This is a genomic window from Ruegeria sp. CDSB136 (assembly GCF_059610965.1).
On the sequence record NZ_JBXWOP010000004.1, the window covers coordinates 143,953 to 160,113 of the forward strand.

Here is a 16,161-nt window from a genome sequence, read left to right on the forward strand (position 1 = left end):
TAGAAAAGTTGTGTTCCACCATGAAAGCACCAACCACCAAAGCAGCCCTGGTTCTGCCTGTTCTCGCGGCTATGACAGCCTGCGTTCCGTCCCCAGAAAGCCTTGAAACAACACCTGTCCAGGTCCAAACACCAAAAGGGGTTGTGACCTGCCAGCTCTATACTCTGAACCGGGTCATTTGGGATCGGGCCATCGATTATCCGGCAACCAAGATGTCAGTCGCCGAGGCGGACGCATACTGCCGACAGGAAGGTCAGCGCCGCCTCAATTAGAAACGGCGCATTCACTCAGCGATTGCGAAACAACCCGCCAAGTATGCCACGCACGATGCGACGGCCGGTCGTCCCTTTCAGTTCCTTGATCACCGCCTGACTCATGGCTGATGCAAACGTGTCCTGTTTCCGCGAAACGCGGGAAGAGGATCGGCTGACGCGCTGCCCTGAATACCTGCGGGCCGCGGCAAACTCGCGCTCGGCAGGTGTCTGTGTTTCAAACAGCTCTTCTGCCTCGGCAGCTTCGGCTTCCTTTGCTGCTGCGTCGGCCCGGGCCTGAAGTATTTCAAACGCCGACTTTCGATCAACGGGCTGATCGTATTTTGCCCGCATCCTCGACGCATCAAGGATCGCCTGCCGTTCGCTTTGCGTGATCGGGCCAAGCTGGGACCCCGGTGGCCGGATCAATGTGCGCTCGACGATCCCGGGTATGCCCTTCTTCTGCAGCATTGACGTTACCGCCTCACCCACACCGACCTCTCGGATGGCTTCCTCGGTATCGAACTCGGGATTCTCACGATAGGTTTCCGCAGCCAACCGCAGGTTCTTGCGATCCCGCGCCGTGAAAGCCCGCAAAGCATGCTGAATGCGGTTGCCCAACTGGCCCAGAATATCCTCGGGTATGTCGGCCGGGTTTTGGGATATGAAATACACACCGATCCCCTTTGACCGGATCAGGCGCGCGACCTGTTCAACTTTGTCCACCAGAACCTTCGGGGCATCATCGAACAGCAGATGGGCTTCGTCGAAAAAGAAAACCAGTTTGGGTTTCTCGGGGTCGCCCACTTCGGGCAGTTCTTCGAACAGCTCGCTCAGCAGCCACAGCAGGAACGTTGCGTATAGTCGAGGCGCGCCCATCAACTTGTCCGAGGCCAGAATATTCACCATCCCCTGCCCGTTCTGATCGGTTCGCATCAGATCCGCCAGATCCAGCGCTGGCTCTCCGAACAGTTTGGTTCCGCCCTGGTTTTCAAGAACCAGCAAACGGCGCTGAATCGCCCCGATCGACGCTGTCGATACATTGCCGTATCGCAGGGACAGCTGTGCGCGGTTTTCACCGATCCAGACCAGCAGAGCCTGCAGGTCCTTGAGGTCCAGCAGCGGCATACCTTCTTCGTCGGCCACACGAAATGCGATGTTCAGGATTCCTTCCTGTGCCTCGCTCAGTTCCATCAGACGCGACAACAGCAAGGGACCCATCTCGGTGACGGTGGTTCGGACCGGATGTCCCTGCTCGCCAAACAGGTCCCAGAACGTCACCGGACAGGCAGCGTAGGCGAAATCAGTCAGCCCGATGCGTTGCGCGCGATCCTGAAAAGCCTGATGCAATTTGTGATCCGGGCTTCCTGACAAGGCCAGACCAGACAGGTCACCTTTGATATCTGACAGAAACACAGGCACGCCCGCCTTAGAGAAACCTTCGGCCAGAATTTGTAGCGTAACGGTCTTGCCTGTCCCGGTGGCCCCGGCGATCAAACCGTGTCGGTTGGCATATTTCAGCGTCAGACCCTGCGGTTCAGCGTAATCCTTGCCACCGCCACCCAGGAAAATACTGTTGTTCATGAATTATTCGCCTTGCTTATCACCGATCCCACGACAGCATACAAAGTTAACCTTTGACTGCGATAGTTTATTTGCCGCCTCATGGGCGAAGGCTCCGGGGTGGCAGACTTCCTCCCTGTCGACTGGCCGTGCCTTCGGGCACGGCATTTTTGTTTTCGGCCCGCATTAAAATGAACTGGTCAGTATATTAAAAATTCAGGTTAGCAGTTGACCCGTGCGCCCCCCTTTCGTAACGTCTGCGCATAAATAAGTCGGCCAGTCCGACGGGGAGAAAATTCTAGGAAGGGAGCCGCTCCACCGGCTCCCTTTTTCATTGGCCCGGACTTTGTAAATAACAGAACAAATGGGCAAGAATCCGTTCACATCCTTCCAATAATGCAGCTTAGTGACTGACACCCTGTTTTAACGATGATAGACCGGGCAAAAAGCTCAATCACGCAACCGAGGCACTCATGATCAAGAACATCCTGTCTTTCAGCCTTGTTTCCGCGGCACTCTGGTGCAGCACCGCAGCCGCGCAGGAAACATCTCAGGACGACCAAACTCCGGCAGAGACACCGCAGACGGAAGCGGCTTCCGATCTGGACTTGGGCGAAACCGGTCCGCGCGTAGGTGAACAATACGTTAAAGAGGAAAGCGGCGACTGGGAAATCAGATGCCTCAAAACAGAAGCAGGTAAGGACCCCTGCTTGCTGCGGCAGACGCTGTCCGGGCAAGAAGGCCAGCCAATTGCGGAGATATCGGTCAACAAATTGCCCGAAGGTGTCGCAGCAGTTGCAGGCGCAACAGTCATTGTACCGCTCGAAATCATGTTGCAAGCGCAACTGGCTTTGTCGATCGATGGCGCTCCGGGGAAACGTTATGACTACCACCATTGCAACCCCATCGGCTGCGTGGCCCAGCTTGGGTTCACTCAAGGCGATGTCGATGCCATGAAGGCCGGCAGCACGGCCAAAATGTCTGTCGTCTCGGTTCTGGCACCCAACCAACTTCTTGAGATTGAGATTTCTCTGGCAGGGTTCACTGCAGGATTCGACAAGTTGGAAATCAACTGAACATCATCCGGACCAACAATCAAAGACGCCGCCGAATAATCTTCGGCGGCGTTTTTGGTTTGTAAGCTATTTTGGCTTCAGATCCGCTTCAATGCCAGGACTGCATTCAATCCGCCAAAGGCAAACGCGTTGCTGAGTGCAACGTCAACTTTTGCTTCGCGCGCAATATTTGGGACCACATCCAGCGCACATTCCGGATCAGGCTCCTCATAGCCGATTGTCGGGGCAACTATCCCGTCCCGCAAAGCCATGATGCAGGCCAGCAGTTCCACCGCTCCGGTCCCGCCGATCAGATGTCCATGCATGGACTTTGTGGACGAGATCATAAGATCATCCGCATGCGGTCCAAAAACGTCCGCGACCGCTGCACATTCAGTTTTGTCGTTGGCGGCGGTGCCGGTCCCATGGGCGTTAATGTAGCCCACTTCGCTCGCGTTCAGCTTTGCATCAGCCAGGGCCCCGGCCATCGCACGGGATGCCCCCTGTTTGCTGGGCATGACAATATCGGATGCATCAGACGACATTGCAAAACCCACAACCTCGCACAGGATGTCAGCGCCGCGCGCACGCGCATGCTCATATTCTTCAAACACGAACACGCCGGCGCCCTCGCCCTGGACCATACCGTTTCGATTGGCACTGAACGGTCGACATGCGTCCTTGGACATAACGCGCAGGCCTTCCCAGGCCTTTACGCCCCCGAAACACAACATGGATTCCGAACCGCCAGTGATCATCGTGGGCGCAGCCCCGCTGCGAACCATTTGGAAAGCCTGTGCCATAGCATGATTTGACGAGGCGCACGCCGTCGAAACGGTAAAGCTCGGGCCTTTGAGGTTATGCTCCATTGACACATGGCTGGCGGCTGCGTTGTTCATCAACTTGGGAACAACAAAAGGATGAACGCGGTTCTTGCCGTCTTCGTAGACCGACCGGTAATTGTCGTCCCATGTGGAAACACCGCCACCGGCCGTTCCCAGAACGACACCGGAACGCGCCGCAATATCGCCGTGAAATTCGATCCCGGACTGATCAATGGCCTCTTTGGCAGCCATCAATGTGAATTGGGTAAACCGATCATAGAGCGACATTTGCTGGCGATTGAACCGGCCTTCGGCCTCGAACCCCCTGACCTGCCCACCGATCTTGATAGCCAAACGATCGACATCGCGAAACTCAAGTTCAGAGATGCCGCAGCGGCCTTCGCGCATGGCCTCTAGTGTATCGGGAACGGAATGGCCCAGCGAGTTGATCGTGCCCGCCCCGGTAATGACAACGCGTTTCATGAGGCTCAGTCAGACCTTTTCCGACACAAGCTTTTCGATACCTGAAATGATAGCTGCAACATTTGAGATGTCGAAATCGCTGGCCGTCGGTTCGTTGGCATTGAACGGCACCGAGATGTCGAACTCTTCCTCGATGGCAAAGATGCTTTCAACCAGGCCCAGACTGTCGATACCCAGGTCCTCGAGCGTACTTTCGGGCGTCACATCCGAAGGCTCCAGCACGGCTTGCTCAGCAATGATGGAGATGACGCGGTCGGTGATGCTCATATCGGTCCTCTGATTATCACGGTGGTTGTGATTTAATCGCTCGAAGACTGTTTGAAAACAGCCTTTTTCAGCGCCTCTACGTCACGCGCCATGCGCGGCAAGCGGCGTTGGGCCTTGTAGATATCGGTATGAGATTCCATTTTTATGCCCGGATAGCCCATAATTACCCGCCCGGCCGGAACATTGGACAGGATCTTGGTGCCCCCGCCGGCAATCACGCCATCCCCGATGAAAATGTTGTCCACGACGCCGGTCTGGCCACCCAGAACAACATGATTTCCGATCTCAACGGACCCCGAAACACCGGTCTGCCCGCATAACAGGCAGTCCTGCCCAACGCGCGTGTTGTGTCCCACGTGGACCAGGTTATCCAGCTTGGAACCCGAGCCGATCACGGTGTTGCGTATGGTGCCGTTGTCAACGGTGCAGTTCGCGCCGACCTCAACATCATCGCCGATTTCCACCGCGCCCAGCGAATGGATCCTCAGCCAGTTCTGGGCCTTGGCATCCCCCGCATCTCCCATCGTTTTGCGAACGTTTTCCACGCCAGACACTTCCGGAGTGACAAAGCTGAACCCGTCGCTGCCAATGCGCGCACCCGGTTGCGCGACAAAGCGGTCACCGATCTTTGCACGTGCACCGATGCTGACCATTTCTCGCAGAACCGCAGATTCTCCCAGAACGGCGTCCATGCCGACAACGCAATGCGCGCCGATAACCGAACCGGCCCCAATGCGAGCCCGCGCACCAATGACCGTAAGTGGGCCAATCGAAACGTTTTCGGCAATCGTTGCGGTCGAGTCGACTACGGCCGAAGGGTGAATACCCGGAGCGACCCCCTGGCCTCGGTCCAGCATCGCCGTAATTCCTGCCATCGCCATCCGCGGGCGCGGCACAAAGATAGCGGCCTGCAAGCCCATCCCCTGCCAGTCCGCGCCTTCCCACACAACCGCAGCCTTTGCCGACCCACCGGACAATGCGTCGGCGTATTTGGGCGACATGGCCATGGCCAGATCATCTGCGCCTGCATCGCCCGGTTCGGCGGCACGATAGACGATCAGGCTGGTATCGCCCTGGCATTCAGCGTCCAGCGCTTCGGCGATTTGCTTGATTGTGAATTGCATAGAGGGCTTCCTTGTATCAGGACTTGCCCCAGTGATTACCCCTGAACGTCCGGCAGGACCACCCCTGCCTTTTGCAGAGCCTCCCAGATCTTGCGATCGCGGTCGTAGACATCCCGGCGGTACTGAACTTCACCCTTTGGACCGACATACGCCGTCCGATAGATGATGTGAACAGGAACCGACTGCGCGAGGTCTACCTTTGTTTCCTTGCCGGTATTCAGAACCCTGTGAAAAAAGGCCTTGGGGTCTTCTTCCTGCCGGGCAAGCAAGGCATAGGCAAACTCAAACGGCTGCGCCAGACGGATACAACCGTGCGAGAAAGCGCGAACTTCGCGGGCAAACAGGTTTTTGTGCGGCGTATCATGCAGATAGATGTTGTGCTTGTTTGGGAACATGAACTTCACCAGGCCCAACGCATTGCTTTTGCTGGGTGGTTGCCGCATCGCGAACGGAAAATCCCGTGCAGTGAATTGCGTAAAGTCCACGGCTCCACGATTGACCTGACGGCCACTTCGATCCGTGATCTGGATGTGACCGACCGCATTTGGGTTGGACTGAAGTTTTGGCAAATATTCCTTTGTGATAATCGAGCGTGGTACGTACCAACTCGGGTTGATCACCATGTGTTCCATCATGTCCGAGAATTCGGGACTGCGCCGATCATGGGTGTTCTTGCCAATGACGGCTCGCGTCTCAAACGATACCCGACCTTCATCCACGATCTTCGCCGAGAAGTCCGCCTGATTCACCAAGATATGACGCGCGCCTCGTGAGTGTGGCAACCAACGCTCCCGCTCAAGCGCGACGTAGACAGCCTTGAGCCTGTCGCTGGCCGGACGGTTGATTTCGGTCAGGGTTCCATTTCCGGCAACGCCATCCGATTCAAGCCCATGGGCAGTCTGAAACGCCCGCACGGTCTCCAGCATTGCGGCATCAAATTCCGGGCTGGCGGTTGGTCTCAGGTAACCCATAGCCACCAAACGGTCACGCAGCCGAATGACATTGGGTCCGGTATCACCGTATTCGAGTATTGCAACCGGTACAGTCGGCCCCCAACCGCCCTGCTCAACCAGGTTTTCAAGGACCATTTTCTGTTTCAGCAAAGACCGGTATTGCAGGGACTCTGGCACCAGTTGTTCTATGTACGTCGCCCCTGTGGCTGATGCGACACCTTGCAAATGTTCCTGCGGCGACCTGCGATCGACTTCGCGCACCAAACCATCGTCAATCTGTGAAGGGCTCAACACGCCCGAGTACATATCCGTAGCATAACGCAGGAAAACCCGGCTCAAATCCGCTTCGACTGAACCCAAGTCCCTCTGGGAACGGGCAGCGCGCATCTGGTCCAGCAGAGCCTGGACATCATAACGCGCATCCGGCAACCCGTGGAACGCGGCATTGGACAGGGCCTTAATCAAAGCGGCCCGGCGTTCAGCATGCTGCTCGGTCTGCCCGACCCAGATCGGCGAAAACCCGTTTTTTTTGTAGTATTCAGCCAGCGAAGACCCCGAATCCAGCGACTCGGCAACCGCCATGCGGAAGGCGGTCGGTGGGTTTGTCTCGGAATCGGCAAAGGCCGCTGTTGCTGCGAAACAGGCGGTCGCGAGGATACTGGTACAGGTCCGGAAAACAGAAAACATGAGATGGCCTTGGTTATTCAATGCTTTGCGCCGATACGTTCGGCGCCGAACCAGTATGATTGGCAGACTGCCCGATTGTCTATTCACAAATACATCAAATCAGCGCTTCTAACGTCTGCTGATGCGTGATTGCATCGCCTTGGAAAGTGATTTCCCTAACCTTCTGTAATTTATGCATCACTGCATCAGTTGCGCAAAAACCTGCCGATATTTCCTCCTTGAATTGGTGTATCCGAAAGATTTCTTGGCGGACGAATCCGTCTGTGTCATAACTTCCGCATCTGGGATGGGAAAAAATTAATACGGCGCACGTAACATCGTGTGCAGGCAGGAACTAGTACGGGACGAAAAACGAAATGACCAAGAGCAGTGCTTCGGGCTTGACCCGGCGTGCCCTATTGGGTGCGTTCGCGGCCACAGCGGTAGTAGCCGCACCGACCTATTCCAATGCAGCAGGATTCCTTCGCGGCGGCGGTGATATTCGCCGCATTCGCATGTATTCCGGGCGCACCGGTGAACGCATCGACATGATTTACTGGGTTGACGGCAATTACATCAAAGACGCCGTCAAGGAAGTGAACCACTTCATGCGCGACTGGCGTACCGATCAGTCCAAATCCATGGACCTGCGCACGATTGACATCATGGCCGCATCTCACAACCTGCTGGATGTCAACGAACCCTATATGCTGTTGTCCGGCTACCGGTCCCCTCAGACTAACGCGATGCTGCGATCGAAATCCCGCCGCGTTGCCAAGAACTCCTTGCACATGAAGGGCCAGGCCGCTGACTTGCGGTTGTCTTCACGCTCGGTTTCGCAGATGGCCAAAGCCGCCATTTCCTGCCGCGCAGGGGGCGTCGGTAAATACCACCGCTCGAATTTTGTCCACATGGACTGCGGTGAAGTCCGCAGCTGGGGCGGATAACCACCGCGTACAATTTCGAAGTGAGGAGCGCCTTTGGGCGCTCTTTTTTTGTAGATGAAGGCACGAACACGTTGGGAGTTCGGACAAAGCAATAGCTGCGGAAAGGCTATACGCCCATGAACCCGGAACATCTAATTTAGTGATGTGGCGCACCTGAGATGGCTCTCGTGCAAATCCAACCACCCCCAAGCCCCTTATTTTATTGGGTAAGTCACCCTACGTGTGTTTCCAGTCTTAGTTGTAGTGAGATGGCAGGGCTTAGGTCCTGTCAGATCATCGCGACGTGCATCTGCACTAGGGCGTTATCAATTGAAAAGACACCTTGCACACAGTGTAGGGCCTAAGACGCCACTTCGGGCAGGCCTTAGGTGCCACTGAGTGAACACCGAGAGATATATGAGAAACGGAGGGCGTTCACGAAACGCCTTGGATACACCGCACGTGCCCGTCTGGGACACGAAAGGATTAACCGTCAACTAGCCCCTTGGGCAGACCGACCGGACCACTGGGCAAGCATGAGAGTGCGCCCTGAAGTGGTTGCTACGGTCAACACAGTGCGGGAACGCATGTCTTCAGTGATGGTTCGCAGGTGTTTGATTAATGCCTGAGATGCACTGTCAGCCCCCCTAGAGCGCCCGTATGCTGGATATAGGGGGTCACCACCAGAGGCACCCTTGCGGCTCTCCATGGACTCCTCAACGGCTCTCAGAGCGCGGCCCTTAAGGGGCACCCTGCGGATTGAGACCTTAGTCTTGATAGGGCGTATGGAGTTGGGCTTGATGTCGATGAAGGGGATAGCAGCATCAAGGTGGACATCGTCTATCGTGAGACCAGTTATCTCAGCCAGACGACAGCCAGTGTCGAGGAGTATGTCCCAGATCAAGAGCAGATCGGGGGACCGTGTGTGGTCCCTCAGTCGGACACTCATGGCCTCCATTTGGCCCATGCTGAGGGGCAACCTCTTGTCTTCCTCTAAGGTTTCCCCTTGGTGGACCTCAAGGCCTTGGTAGGGGTTCGAGGCTTGGTTGATAAGGTCGAACTCCTTGATGCCAACATTGACCATGGCAGAGACAATACGCAATTCCCTCTTCACAGATGAGGGGGACAGCAGCTTGTCTGGTGTGGTGTGCATCTTAAGCATCTGGTCCCGGAGGTGGCGGGCTTGTTCCCTCTTCAGGTCGGTCAGCTTTATCTGGTCGAGTGGACCAAGGACATCTTCAATCCGTCTACAGGTTCGGTCCAACTGTTGCTGGGCAGACCTCTTTCCCCTCACCTTCTCTGTCTCATAGATAGCCTTCGCATCTGCCAAGGTGACAGCCGGAGGTGCAGCCTCAGGGTCTCTGATGGCCTTGAGCAGCATGGGGTCAGACCCTAGCTTGTACATCTCATCCGCGAGGACATCCCTCAGGTCCTCATCAGGAAGCTCATCAACAAGCCTCTCAGCCTCTGTGAGAGCGCGGTACCACCTCTCCCTAGGGGGCACCTCCTCCGACCCTGTAGCCTGTCTTCTGGCAGCCCTGACGGTGTCCTCATAGTCCCTCAGTATGGCGGCATGTTCACGGAGCAGAGCAGGCCCTTCATCCTTCACGGCAAAGCGCACCTGAAAGTATTCCCGCCCGGTGACCTGAGCGACGTCCTTAGGCAGCCTACGCTTGAACCGGAAGCCTTCCTTGAGTTTGTCGAGGTATTTGATCTTCATCACGATAGCCATGGGGTACGCAAGCTCCTGCAAATGTGGTACAAAAGCGGCTGTTTTCCCCAATAAACCTTAGAAATATGGAGGTGTTGGCGCACCTGAGAGGATTCGAACCTCTGGCCTCTGCCTTCGGAGGGCAGCGCTCTATCCAGCTGAGCTACAGGTGCCTTGGCCGTTAGCTAACCTTGTTCCGTTCCGGGTGCAACTGCAAATCTGTCGCCCGACATCAGGTTTCACGCGAACAGATCGTGGGCCAGTTCCAGTGCATCGATCAGTGTGTCGACCTCGTCAGTGGTATTGTAAAGCCCGAAGCTGGCGCGGCATGTGGCCGTTACCCCCAGATGATCCATCAACGGACCGGCGCAGTGATGACCGGCGCGAACGGCGACGCCTTTTTTGTCCAGAATGGTCGACACATCATGCGCGTGCCCTGCCCCGTCCAGTGTAAAACTGAAAATAGCGGCCTTGTCCGGGCGTGTGCCCTGCACCTGTACCCAGTTCAGGCCGGTCAGACGCTGCATGGCATAGTCCCGCAAGGCGGATTCGTGGGCGGCAATGTTCTCCATCCCCAGATCCATCATATAATCCAACGCCACACCCAGCCCGATTGTCTGAACGATCCCGGGTGTACCAGCCTCGAACTTCATAGGCGGATCGTTATAGATCACCTGATCTTTGCTGACCTCTTTGATCATGTCGCCGCCGCCGATAAAGGGGCGCATTTCGACCATGCGGTCGGACGTGATGTAGATCGCACCTGAACCGGAGGGGCCGTACAGCTTGTGCCCCGTAATGGCATAGAAATCACAGCCAATATCCTGAACGTTGACAGGCATGTGCACGGCACCCTGACTGCCATCCACCAGAATAGGCACACCTTTTGCGTGGGCTCCTTTTGTGATCGCCTTCACGTCAACGACCGTTCCCAGCACGTTCGAGCATTGCGTTACTGCGACCAGTTTTGTGCGCGGTGTGATGGCGTCAATCACGGCCTGCGGGTCCAGTCCGCCGTCCGGGTCCACATCAACCCACTTCAGGACCACGCCCTGACGTTCCCGCAGGAAATGCCATGGAACGATATTGGCGTGATGCTCCATGACACTCAGAACGATTTCATCCCCGGCTTTCAGGCGCGGCATGGCCCAGCCATAGGCGACAAGGTTGATGCCTTCGGTTGTGCCGGAGTTCAGAACGATTTCATTCTCGTTCGCCACACCCAGAAACCGGGCAACCGTGCCGCGGACGGCCTCATACTTTTCCGTTGCAAGGTTGGACAGATAGTGCAGACCGCGATGCACGTTCGAGTATTCCTCGGCATAGGCGCGGGTAACTGCATCAATCACCACCTGTGGCTTCTGCGCCGAGGCACCATTGTCCAGATAAGTCAGGGGTTTCCCATTCACCTCTCGCGACAGGATGGGAAAATCAGAGCGGATTCTCTGAACATCATACATGGTCATATTCCTATACGGGCCCGCTTGGGGTCAGGAGGAGGACAAAAGGTATCGCAATCAGCGCGGCCAGCAAGATCAGGCCAAACGCCTTTCCCAAGGATGCGAACTGATGCGCCTCGTTTAGGAAATGCAGGGTGATATAAAAACTGACCAACGCCGTTGCCAGCAACATTGGAACCATCAGGAACGGCAGTGTCATTGCAATGACCAGCGTAGCCAGCAAGGCAAGTATCTGGAGGAACTGCAGCCAGATCATCAGAACCATGATGTCTTCAAACGTCGCGCGTCCGCCCAGAAGTCGTCCGACAAACAGAAATGACGCGACGCTCAGCAGCATTGCACCCGCTGACGTTACCAGATTCATGAGGACCGGACCGGGTGCCTGCGCCACATCCGGGCCAGACAGCCACACAAAGTAGTCAAGGCCGAACTGCACAATGGAGTTGAGCACGACAGCCAGAAAAAACGCCAGCCACAGGATCTCGCGCCCTGGGCGTAGTTTCATCAGGCGTCGGGCTGCCTCGGCCGGGCTGACCAAAGTCATCACCGCGAGGTTCCCCAGAAAACTCAGATTCATGTCTCAGGCCTCTGTGCTTGTCTGAGGCCTGACAACCAGAACCAGACAAAGACTGCAACCCAAAGTAGCCCAACTACGGACAAGGTCGGCCCCGGACCGATAAATCCGGCCACCAATCCGTTCAAAAGAACCAACGGCGCGGACGACAGCAAAGCCCAGAACAAAGCCAACCGCGCGCCGTAGGCGGAACCGTTCCCACCCATAAGCCGTGCAGCCCAATGAGACACAAGGGCCACAAAATACAGAAGCAATGGCAGGATGATAACCGACCCCAACAAGGCGCCGCCCAGCAGCATGTTCAGCTCGACACCTTCCAGGTGCGCGCGCCGGGCCATTCCAGGCATCTGCGCGACAAAGGCGATTGTGCAGAAGGCCATGACAAAAGCCAGCGCCCGGTCTTCCCGTGGCCCCATATTCAGAAGCCGGCGCATGACACGCCCCGGCCCCCTGTACGTGGCCACGATATCCGTCGTCACAGGCATCAGCTGCGACGCGCCAGCCAGCCTTCCAGACGGGTCACGATGGCTTGGGCAAGCACCTCGTTTTCAATCTCGTCCACCGCTTCGGCCAGAAAGGCCAGCGTCAGCATGTTCGTGGCGTCTTTGAGCGATACCCCACGCGACCGCAGATAAAACAAGGCCGTTTCGTCAATCGCACCCGATGTGGACCCGTGCGAACAGGCCACATCATCGGCGTAGATTTCCAGTTCGGGCTTGGCCAGAAACTGGCTGTCATCATCCAGCAGCAAGGACTGGCTGATTTGATAGCCGTCAGTTTTCTGAGCACCCGCTTTCACAAGGATTTTGCCCTGGAACACGCCTGTTGCGCCATTCCGCAGAACTTTCTTGAAGACCTGGCGGCTTTCACAATTTACCGCGTCGTGGGTTACGAACACCGTGTCGTCGTGATGGAAATTACCATCTCCGACGCAGGCACCCGCCACATGAGCAACTGCGTCATCGCCAGTCAGCTCGACCACCTGCTCGTTTCGCGTCAGAACTCCGTTCACCGTTAGAGTAAAGGATTTGTAAACCGACTCGTGACCCAAACGCGTGAACATATGCGTGGCTGCGCGGCGCTCATGATCCCGACCCTGCGCGCGCACGTGATGCAGCGTGCCGCCGTCGGCGATGTCGATCTCCATGCATTTGTTAAACCGTGAAGCCGCCGGGCCGTTTTCCAGAATGGTCACCTCGGCCCCGCTTTCGACGCGCACGATGTGATGCAACATGGCGTCCGAGGTTTCAGAGGCATGCTGATAGATCAGGCTGATTGGCTTGCTGGGCGTGCCAGTCACGTGAATCGCAACACCATCGGCCGCAAAGGCCGTATTCAGCGCCGCCAGAGGTCGCTGAACCGGGGTCTGCCCGCGCGCTTCAAGAACGCCGTACAACTCCTTGGCCCAATGGATATCTTTGCAGCAGATGTCTTCGATCCGATCGATCGTCACACCTTCAAGCGTCAGGTCATCGGAATCTTCAGGGCTGAACACACCGTCGATGAACACAATTTTCAAACGGTCGAGATCATGGAACAGCAACGGCTCGTCGGACCGGAACAGAGCGGCCTGAGGGGCCTCGGGCGAAATCAGCGTGTCCGGGCGGGTATATTTCCAATACTCATCGCGCCGTCCCGGCAGGCCCATTTCCAGAACTCGCGCCAGCGCATCTTCGCGGGCGGCACGCGTGCATCCGGCGTCGGGCATGACCAAACTGGCCAGCCGCGCCTCGGTCGCGGTTTGTTTAACTTCGGGCAGCCCCATCAGTTCACCTCGGCCAGAATGTCGGCATAGCCGTTGTTTTCAACTTCCAGCGCCAGTTCCGGGCCACCGGTTTTGACGATCCGACCGTCTGCCATGATGTGCACGACGTCGGGTTTGATATGGTCCAGCAGACGCTGATAGTGCGTAATCACCAGGAAGCCACGCCCTTCGTCGCGCAGAGCGTTCACACCTTCGGCCACCAGTTTCATCGCATCCACGTCCAGACCCGAGTCCGTTTCGTCCAGGATGCACATCTTAGGCTCCAGCATCGCCATCTGCAGAATTTCGTTCCGCTTCTTCTCACCACCCGAGAAGCCGACGTTCACCGGACGCTTGAGCATATCCGCGTCGATCTTCAGCGATTTCGCCTTGGCGCGAACTTCTTTCAGGAAGTCGGCGGCCGACAGTTCGTCTTCCCCGCGCGCCTTGCGCTGAGCGTTTACGGCAGTGCGCAGGAACGTCATGTTGCCCACACCGGGGATTTCGACGGGGTACTGGAACGCCAGAAAGATACCCGCAGCGGCACGCTCTTCCGGTTCCATTTCCAGAAGATCCTCGCCGTCCAGGGTGGCCGAGCCTTCGGTAACTTCATAGCCATCGCGGCCCGAGAGTACGTAGCTGAGTGTCGACTTGCCCGAGCCGTTCGGCCCCATGATCGCATGCACTTTACCGGCCTCGACGGTCAGGTCGACGCCTTTGAGGATTTGCTTCTCTTCTTCCTCAAGTTTCACGTGCAGGTTTTTGATTTCCAGCATTTTTTGTCCTTTTGCGTACCGCAAGGGGCATTCGATAGCCCCAGTCAATGTCTATCCCAGCATCCGGCGCATGAGGCGTGCAGCAACCCATCCAAGGATCGCTCCTCCACTGACTGCCCAGACCGGGTTGTTGAAGTCCATATGATTGATGTTGACGTAGGCAACGCCCAGCAACCCGCCCAAAACCGGGAGTGCGTAACCCAACAAGGTCAACACATCATCCTTTCGGATGGTCTTGCCAGGCTTACGCGCCATCAGCCAACCGAGCCTTCCAGAGAAATGGCAACCAGCTGTTGCGCTTCCATCGCGAATTCCATCGGCAGCGCCTGAAGCACGTCCTTGCAGAATCCGTTAACGACCAGCGCCACGGCCTCTTCCTCGTCCATACCGCGCTGGCGGCAGTAGAACAGCTGGTCGTCGTCCACCTTGGACGTCGTTGCTTCGTGTTCAACCCGGCTCGAGTTGTTCTTGACCTCGATATACGGCACCGTGTGGGCTCCGCACTTGTCGCCGATCAGCAAACTGTCGCACTGGGTATAGTTGCGGCTGTCCTTGGCTTTGGGGTGCATCGACACCAGCCCGCGATAGGTGTTCTGAGCCTTACCCGCACTGATCCCCTTGGACACAATCCGCGACTTGGTGTTCTTGCCCAGATGAACCATCTTGGTACCGGTATCGGCCTGCTGATAGTTGTTGGTGATGGCGATCGAGTAGAACTCGCCCTGACTGTCATCACCGCGCAGGATGCAGGACGGATACTTCCAGGTCACGGCAGAACCGGTCTCGACCTGCGTCCACATCACCTTGGACCTGTCGCCCCGGCAATCGGCACGCTTGGTCACAAAGTTGTAAATGCCGCCCTTGCCGTTCTCGTCCCCGGGGAACCAGTTCTGGACGGTCGAGTATTTCACCTCGGCATCTTCTTCGACGATAATTTCGACCACGGCTGCGTGCAGCTGCGCAGTGTCGCGCTGCGGCGCAGTGCAGCCTTCCAGGTAGGACACATACGAGCCCTTGTCGGCGATGATCAGGGTCCGCTCGAACTGACCGGTGTTTTCCGCGTTGATGCGGAAATAGGTGCTCAGCTCCATCGGGCAGCGCACGCCCGGCGGAATGTAAACGAACGATCCGTCCGAGAACACGGCAGAGTTCAGAGTGGCATAAAAGTTGTCAGATACCGGAACCACGGTGCCGAGGTATTTTTTGACAAGTTCGGGATGCTCTTTGATCGCCTCTGAAATCGAACAGAAGATCACACCGGCCTTTTTCAGTTCCGCCTGAAAGGTCGTGCCGACAGAAACCGAGTCAAAAACCGCGTCCACCGCGACTTTGCGGCCCTCTGCAGGGGCGTCTTCCGCGCCTTCAACGCCAGCCAGAATCATCTGTTCTTTCAGTGGGATACCCAGCTTTTCGTATGTGGCCAGCAGCTTAGGGTCGACGTCATCCAGCGACTTGGGCTTCTCCTCCATCGACTTGGGGCGGGCATAGTAATACTGATTCTGAAAATCGATCTCGGGATAATTGACCATCGCCCAGGTCGGTTCGTCCATCTGGGTCCAGCGGTCAAACGCGGCCAGGCGCCATTCGGTCATCCATTCCGGCTCTTCATTCTTTTCTGAGATCAGGCGGACGATATCCGGGTTCACGCCCTTGGGCGCGTATTCCATTTCGATTTCGGTTTCCCAGCCGTACTTGTAGGTTCCGACCTCACGCACCGCATCCACGGTTTCCTGATCAACGCCTTCTTTTACCTGGGTCTGGTCCAAAGCGGCCATATGACACCC

At 56.7% G+C, this 16,161-nt stretch carries 16 protein-coding genes and 1 tRNA gene; 3 read left to right on the forward strand and 14 right to left on the reverse strand.

Going from position 1 to position 16,161, the window contains the following annotated elements:
- Positions 1-20 precede the first annotated feature (20 nt).
- A complete protein-coding gene (locus AC2FIR_RS06240) occupies positions 21-272 on the forward strand; it encodes a hypothetical protein (RefSeq protein WP_170677152.1) in 252 nt (83 codons plus the stop codon).
- A gap of 15 nt (positions 273-287) precedes the next feature.
- Here the strand turns inward: AC2FIR_RS06240 and AC2FIR_RS06245 are convergent, their stop codons facing one another.
- Entirely contained in the window at positions 288-1,835 is a 1,548-nt protein-coding gene (locus AC2FIR_RS06245; protein WP_496744067.1) for a helicase HerA-like domain-containing protein, read from the reverse strand.
- Between the two features lie 452 nt (positions 1,836-2,287).
- On the opposite strand from AC2FIR_RS06245, the gene AC2FIR_RS06250 reads away from it, so the two are divergent.
- Positions 2,288-2,890 carry an invasion associated locus B family protein gene (locus tag AC2FIR_RS06250; protein WP_321252945.1) on the forward strand — a complete coding sequence of 201 codons (603 nt, stop codon included), beginning with the start codon at positions 2,288-2,290 and terminating at the stop codon, positions 2,888-2,890.
- A 77-nt stretch (positions 2,891-2,967) separates the two neighbouring features.
- Here AC2FIR_RS06250 and AC2FIR_RS06255 read toward each other — a convergent pair whose 3' ends face one another.
- From AC2FIR_RS06255 to AC2FIR_RS06270, 4 genes are read right to left on the reverse strand one after another with little or no spacing between them, the layout of a single operon-like run.
- On the reverse strand, positions 2,968-4,176 hold the full coding sequence (locus tag AC2FIR_RS06255; protein WP_480910594.1) for a beta-ketoacyl-[acyl-carrier-protein] synthase family protein: 1,209 nt from the start codon (positions 4,174-4,176) through the stop codon (positions 2,968-2,970).
- Positions 4,177-4,185: 9 nt separating this feature from the next.
- Positions 4,186-4,443 (reverse strand): acyl carrier protein, encoded by a 258-nt coding sequence (locus tag AC2FIR_RS06260; protein WP_170806364.1) that lies wholly within the window; start codon positions 4,441-4,443, stop codon positions 4,186-4,188.
- 32 nt (positions 4,444-4,475) lie between these two features.
- On the reverse strand, positions 4,476-5,567 hold the full coding sequence (gene lpxD / locus AC2FIR_RS06265; protein WP_496744064.1) for a UDP-3-O-(3-hydroxymyristoyl)glucosamine N-acyltransferase: 1,092 nt from the start codon (positions 5,565-5,567) through the stop codon (positions 4,476-4,478).
- 35 nt (positions 5,568-5,602) lie between these two features.
- Positions 5,603-7,207: a L,D-transpeptidase family protein gene (locus tag AC2FIR_RS06270; RefSeq protein WP_496762044.1), complete on the reverse strand. Its 1,605-nt coding sequence runs from the start codon at positions 7,205-7,207 to the stop codon at positions 5,603-5,605.
- Between the two features lie 356 nt (positions 7,208-7,563).
- On the opposite strand from AC2FIR_RS06270, the gene mepK reads away from it, so the two are divergent.
- Positions 7,564-8,133 carry a peptidoglycan L,D-endopeptidase MepK gene (gene mepK / locus AC2FIR_RS06275; RefSeq protein ID WP_480811577.1) on the forward strand — a complete coding sequence of 190 codons (570 nt, stop codon included), beginning with the start codon at positions 7,564-7,566 and terminating at the stop codon, positions 8,131-8,133.
- A gap of 472 nt (positions 8,134-8,605) precedes the next feature.
- Here mepK and AC2FIR_RS06280 read toward each other — a convergent pair whose 3' ends face one another.
- The 9 genes from AC2FIR_RS06280 to sufB all read right to left on the reverse strand — a co-directional run bounded on the left by AC2FIR_RS06280 (position 8,606) and on the right by sufB (position 16,152).
- Entirely contained in the window at positions 8,606-9,844 is a 1,239-nt protein-coding gene (locus AC2FIR_RS06280) for a tyrosine-type recombinase/integrase (RefSeq protein ID WP_496762047.1), read from the reverse strand.
- A gap of 75 nt (positions 9,845-9,919) precedes the next feature.
- A tRNA-Arg gene (locus tag AC2FIR_RS06285) sits at positions 9,920-9,996 on the reverse strand.
- A gap of 66 nt (positions 9,997-10,062) precedes the next feature.
- Positions 10,063-11,283 (reverse strand): cysteine desulfurase, encoded by a 1,221-nt coding sequence (locus tag AC2FIR_RS06290; RefSeq protein ID WP_170615005.1) that lies wholly within the window; start codon positions 11,281-11,283, stop codon positions 10,063-10,065.
- 10 nt (positions 11,284-11,293) lie between these two features.
- On the reverse strand, positions 11,294-11,860 hold the full coding sequence (locus tag AC2FIR_RS06295; RefSeq protein ID WP_480527373.1) for a Yip1 family protein: 567 nt from the start codon (positions 11,858-11,860) through the stop codon (positions 11,294-11,296).
- Positions 11,857-12,342 (reverse strand): YIP1 family protein, encoded by a 486-nt coding sequence (locus AC2FIR_RS06300; protein ID WP_480910602.1) that lies wholly within the window; start codon positions 12,340-12,342, stop codon positions 11,857-11,859. Before AC2FIR_RS06300 ends, AC2FIR_RS06295 begins: the two co-directional genes overlap by 4 nt.
- The gene (locus AC2FIR_RS06305; protein ID WP_170615002.1) at positions 12,342-13,622 is read right to left on the reverse strand and encodes a SufB/SufD family protein; all 1,281 of its coding nucleotides are present in this window, start codon (positions 13,620-13,622) and stop codon (positions 12,342-12,344) included. The genes AC2FIR_RS06300 and AC2FIR_RS06305 overlap by 1 nt, the downstream gene beginning before the upstream one ends.
- A complete protein-coding gene (gene sufC, locus AC2FIR_RS06310) occupies positions 13,622-14,377 on the reverse strand; it encodes a Fe-S cluster assembly ATPase SufC (RefSeq protein WP_170805685.1) in 756 nt (251 codons plus the stop codon). Before sufC ends, AC2FIR_RS06305 begins: the two co-directional genes overlap by 1 nt.
- A gap of 51 nt (positions 14,378-14,428) precedes the next feature.
- The gene (locus tag AC2FIR_RS06315) at positions 14,429-14,632 is read right to left on the reverse strand and encodes a hypothetical protein (RefSeq protein WP_496744059.1); all 204 of its coding nucleotides are present in this window, start codon (positions 14,630-14,632) and stop codon (positions 14,429-14,431) included.
- Entirely contained in the window at positions 14,632-16,152 is a 1,521-nt protein-coding gene (gene sufB / locus AC2FIR_RS06320) for a Fe-S cluster assembly protein SufB (RefSeq protein WP_496744057.1), read from the reverse strand. The genes AC2FIR_RS06315 and sufB overlap by 1 nt, the downstream gene beginning before the upstream one ends.
- Positions 16,153-16,161 lie beyond the last annotated feature (9 nt).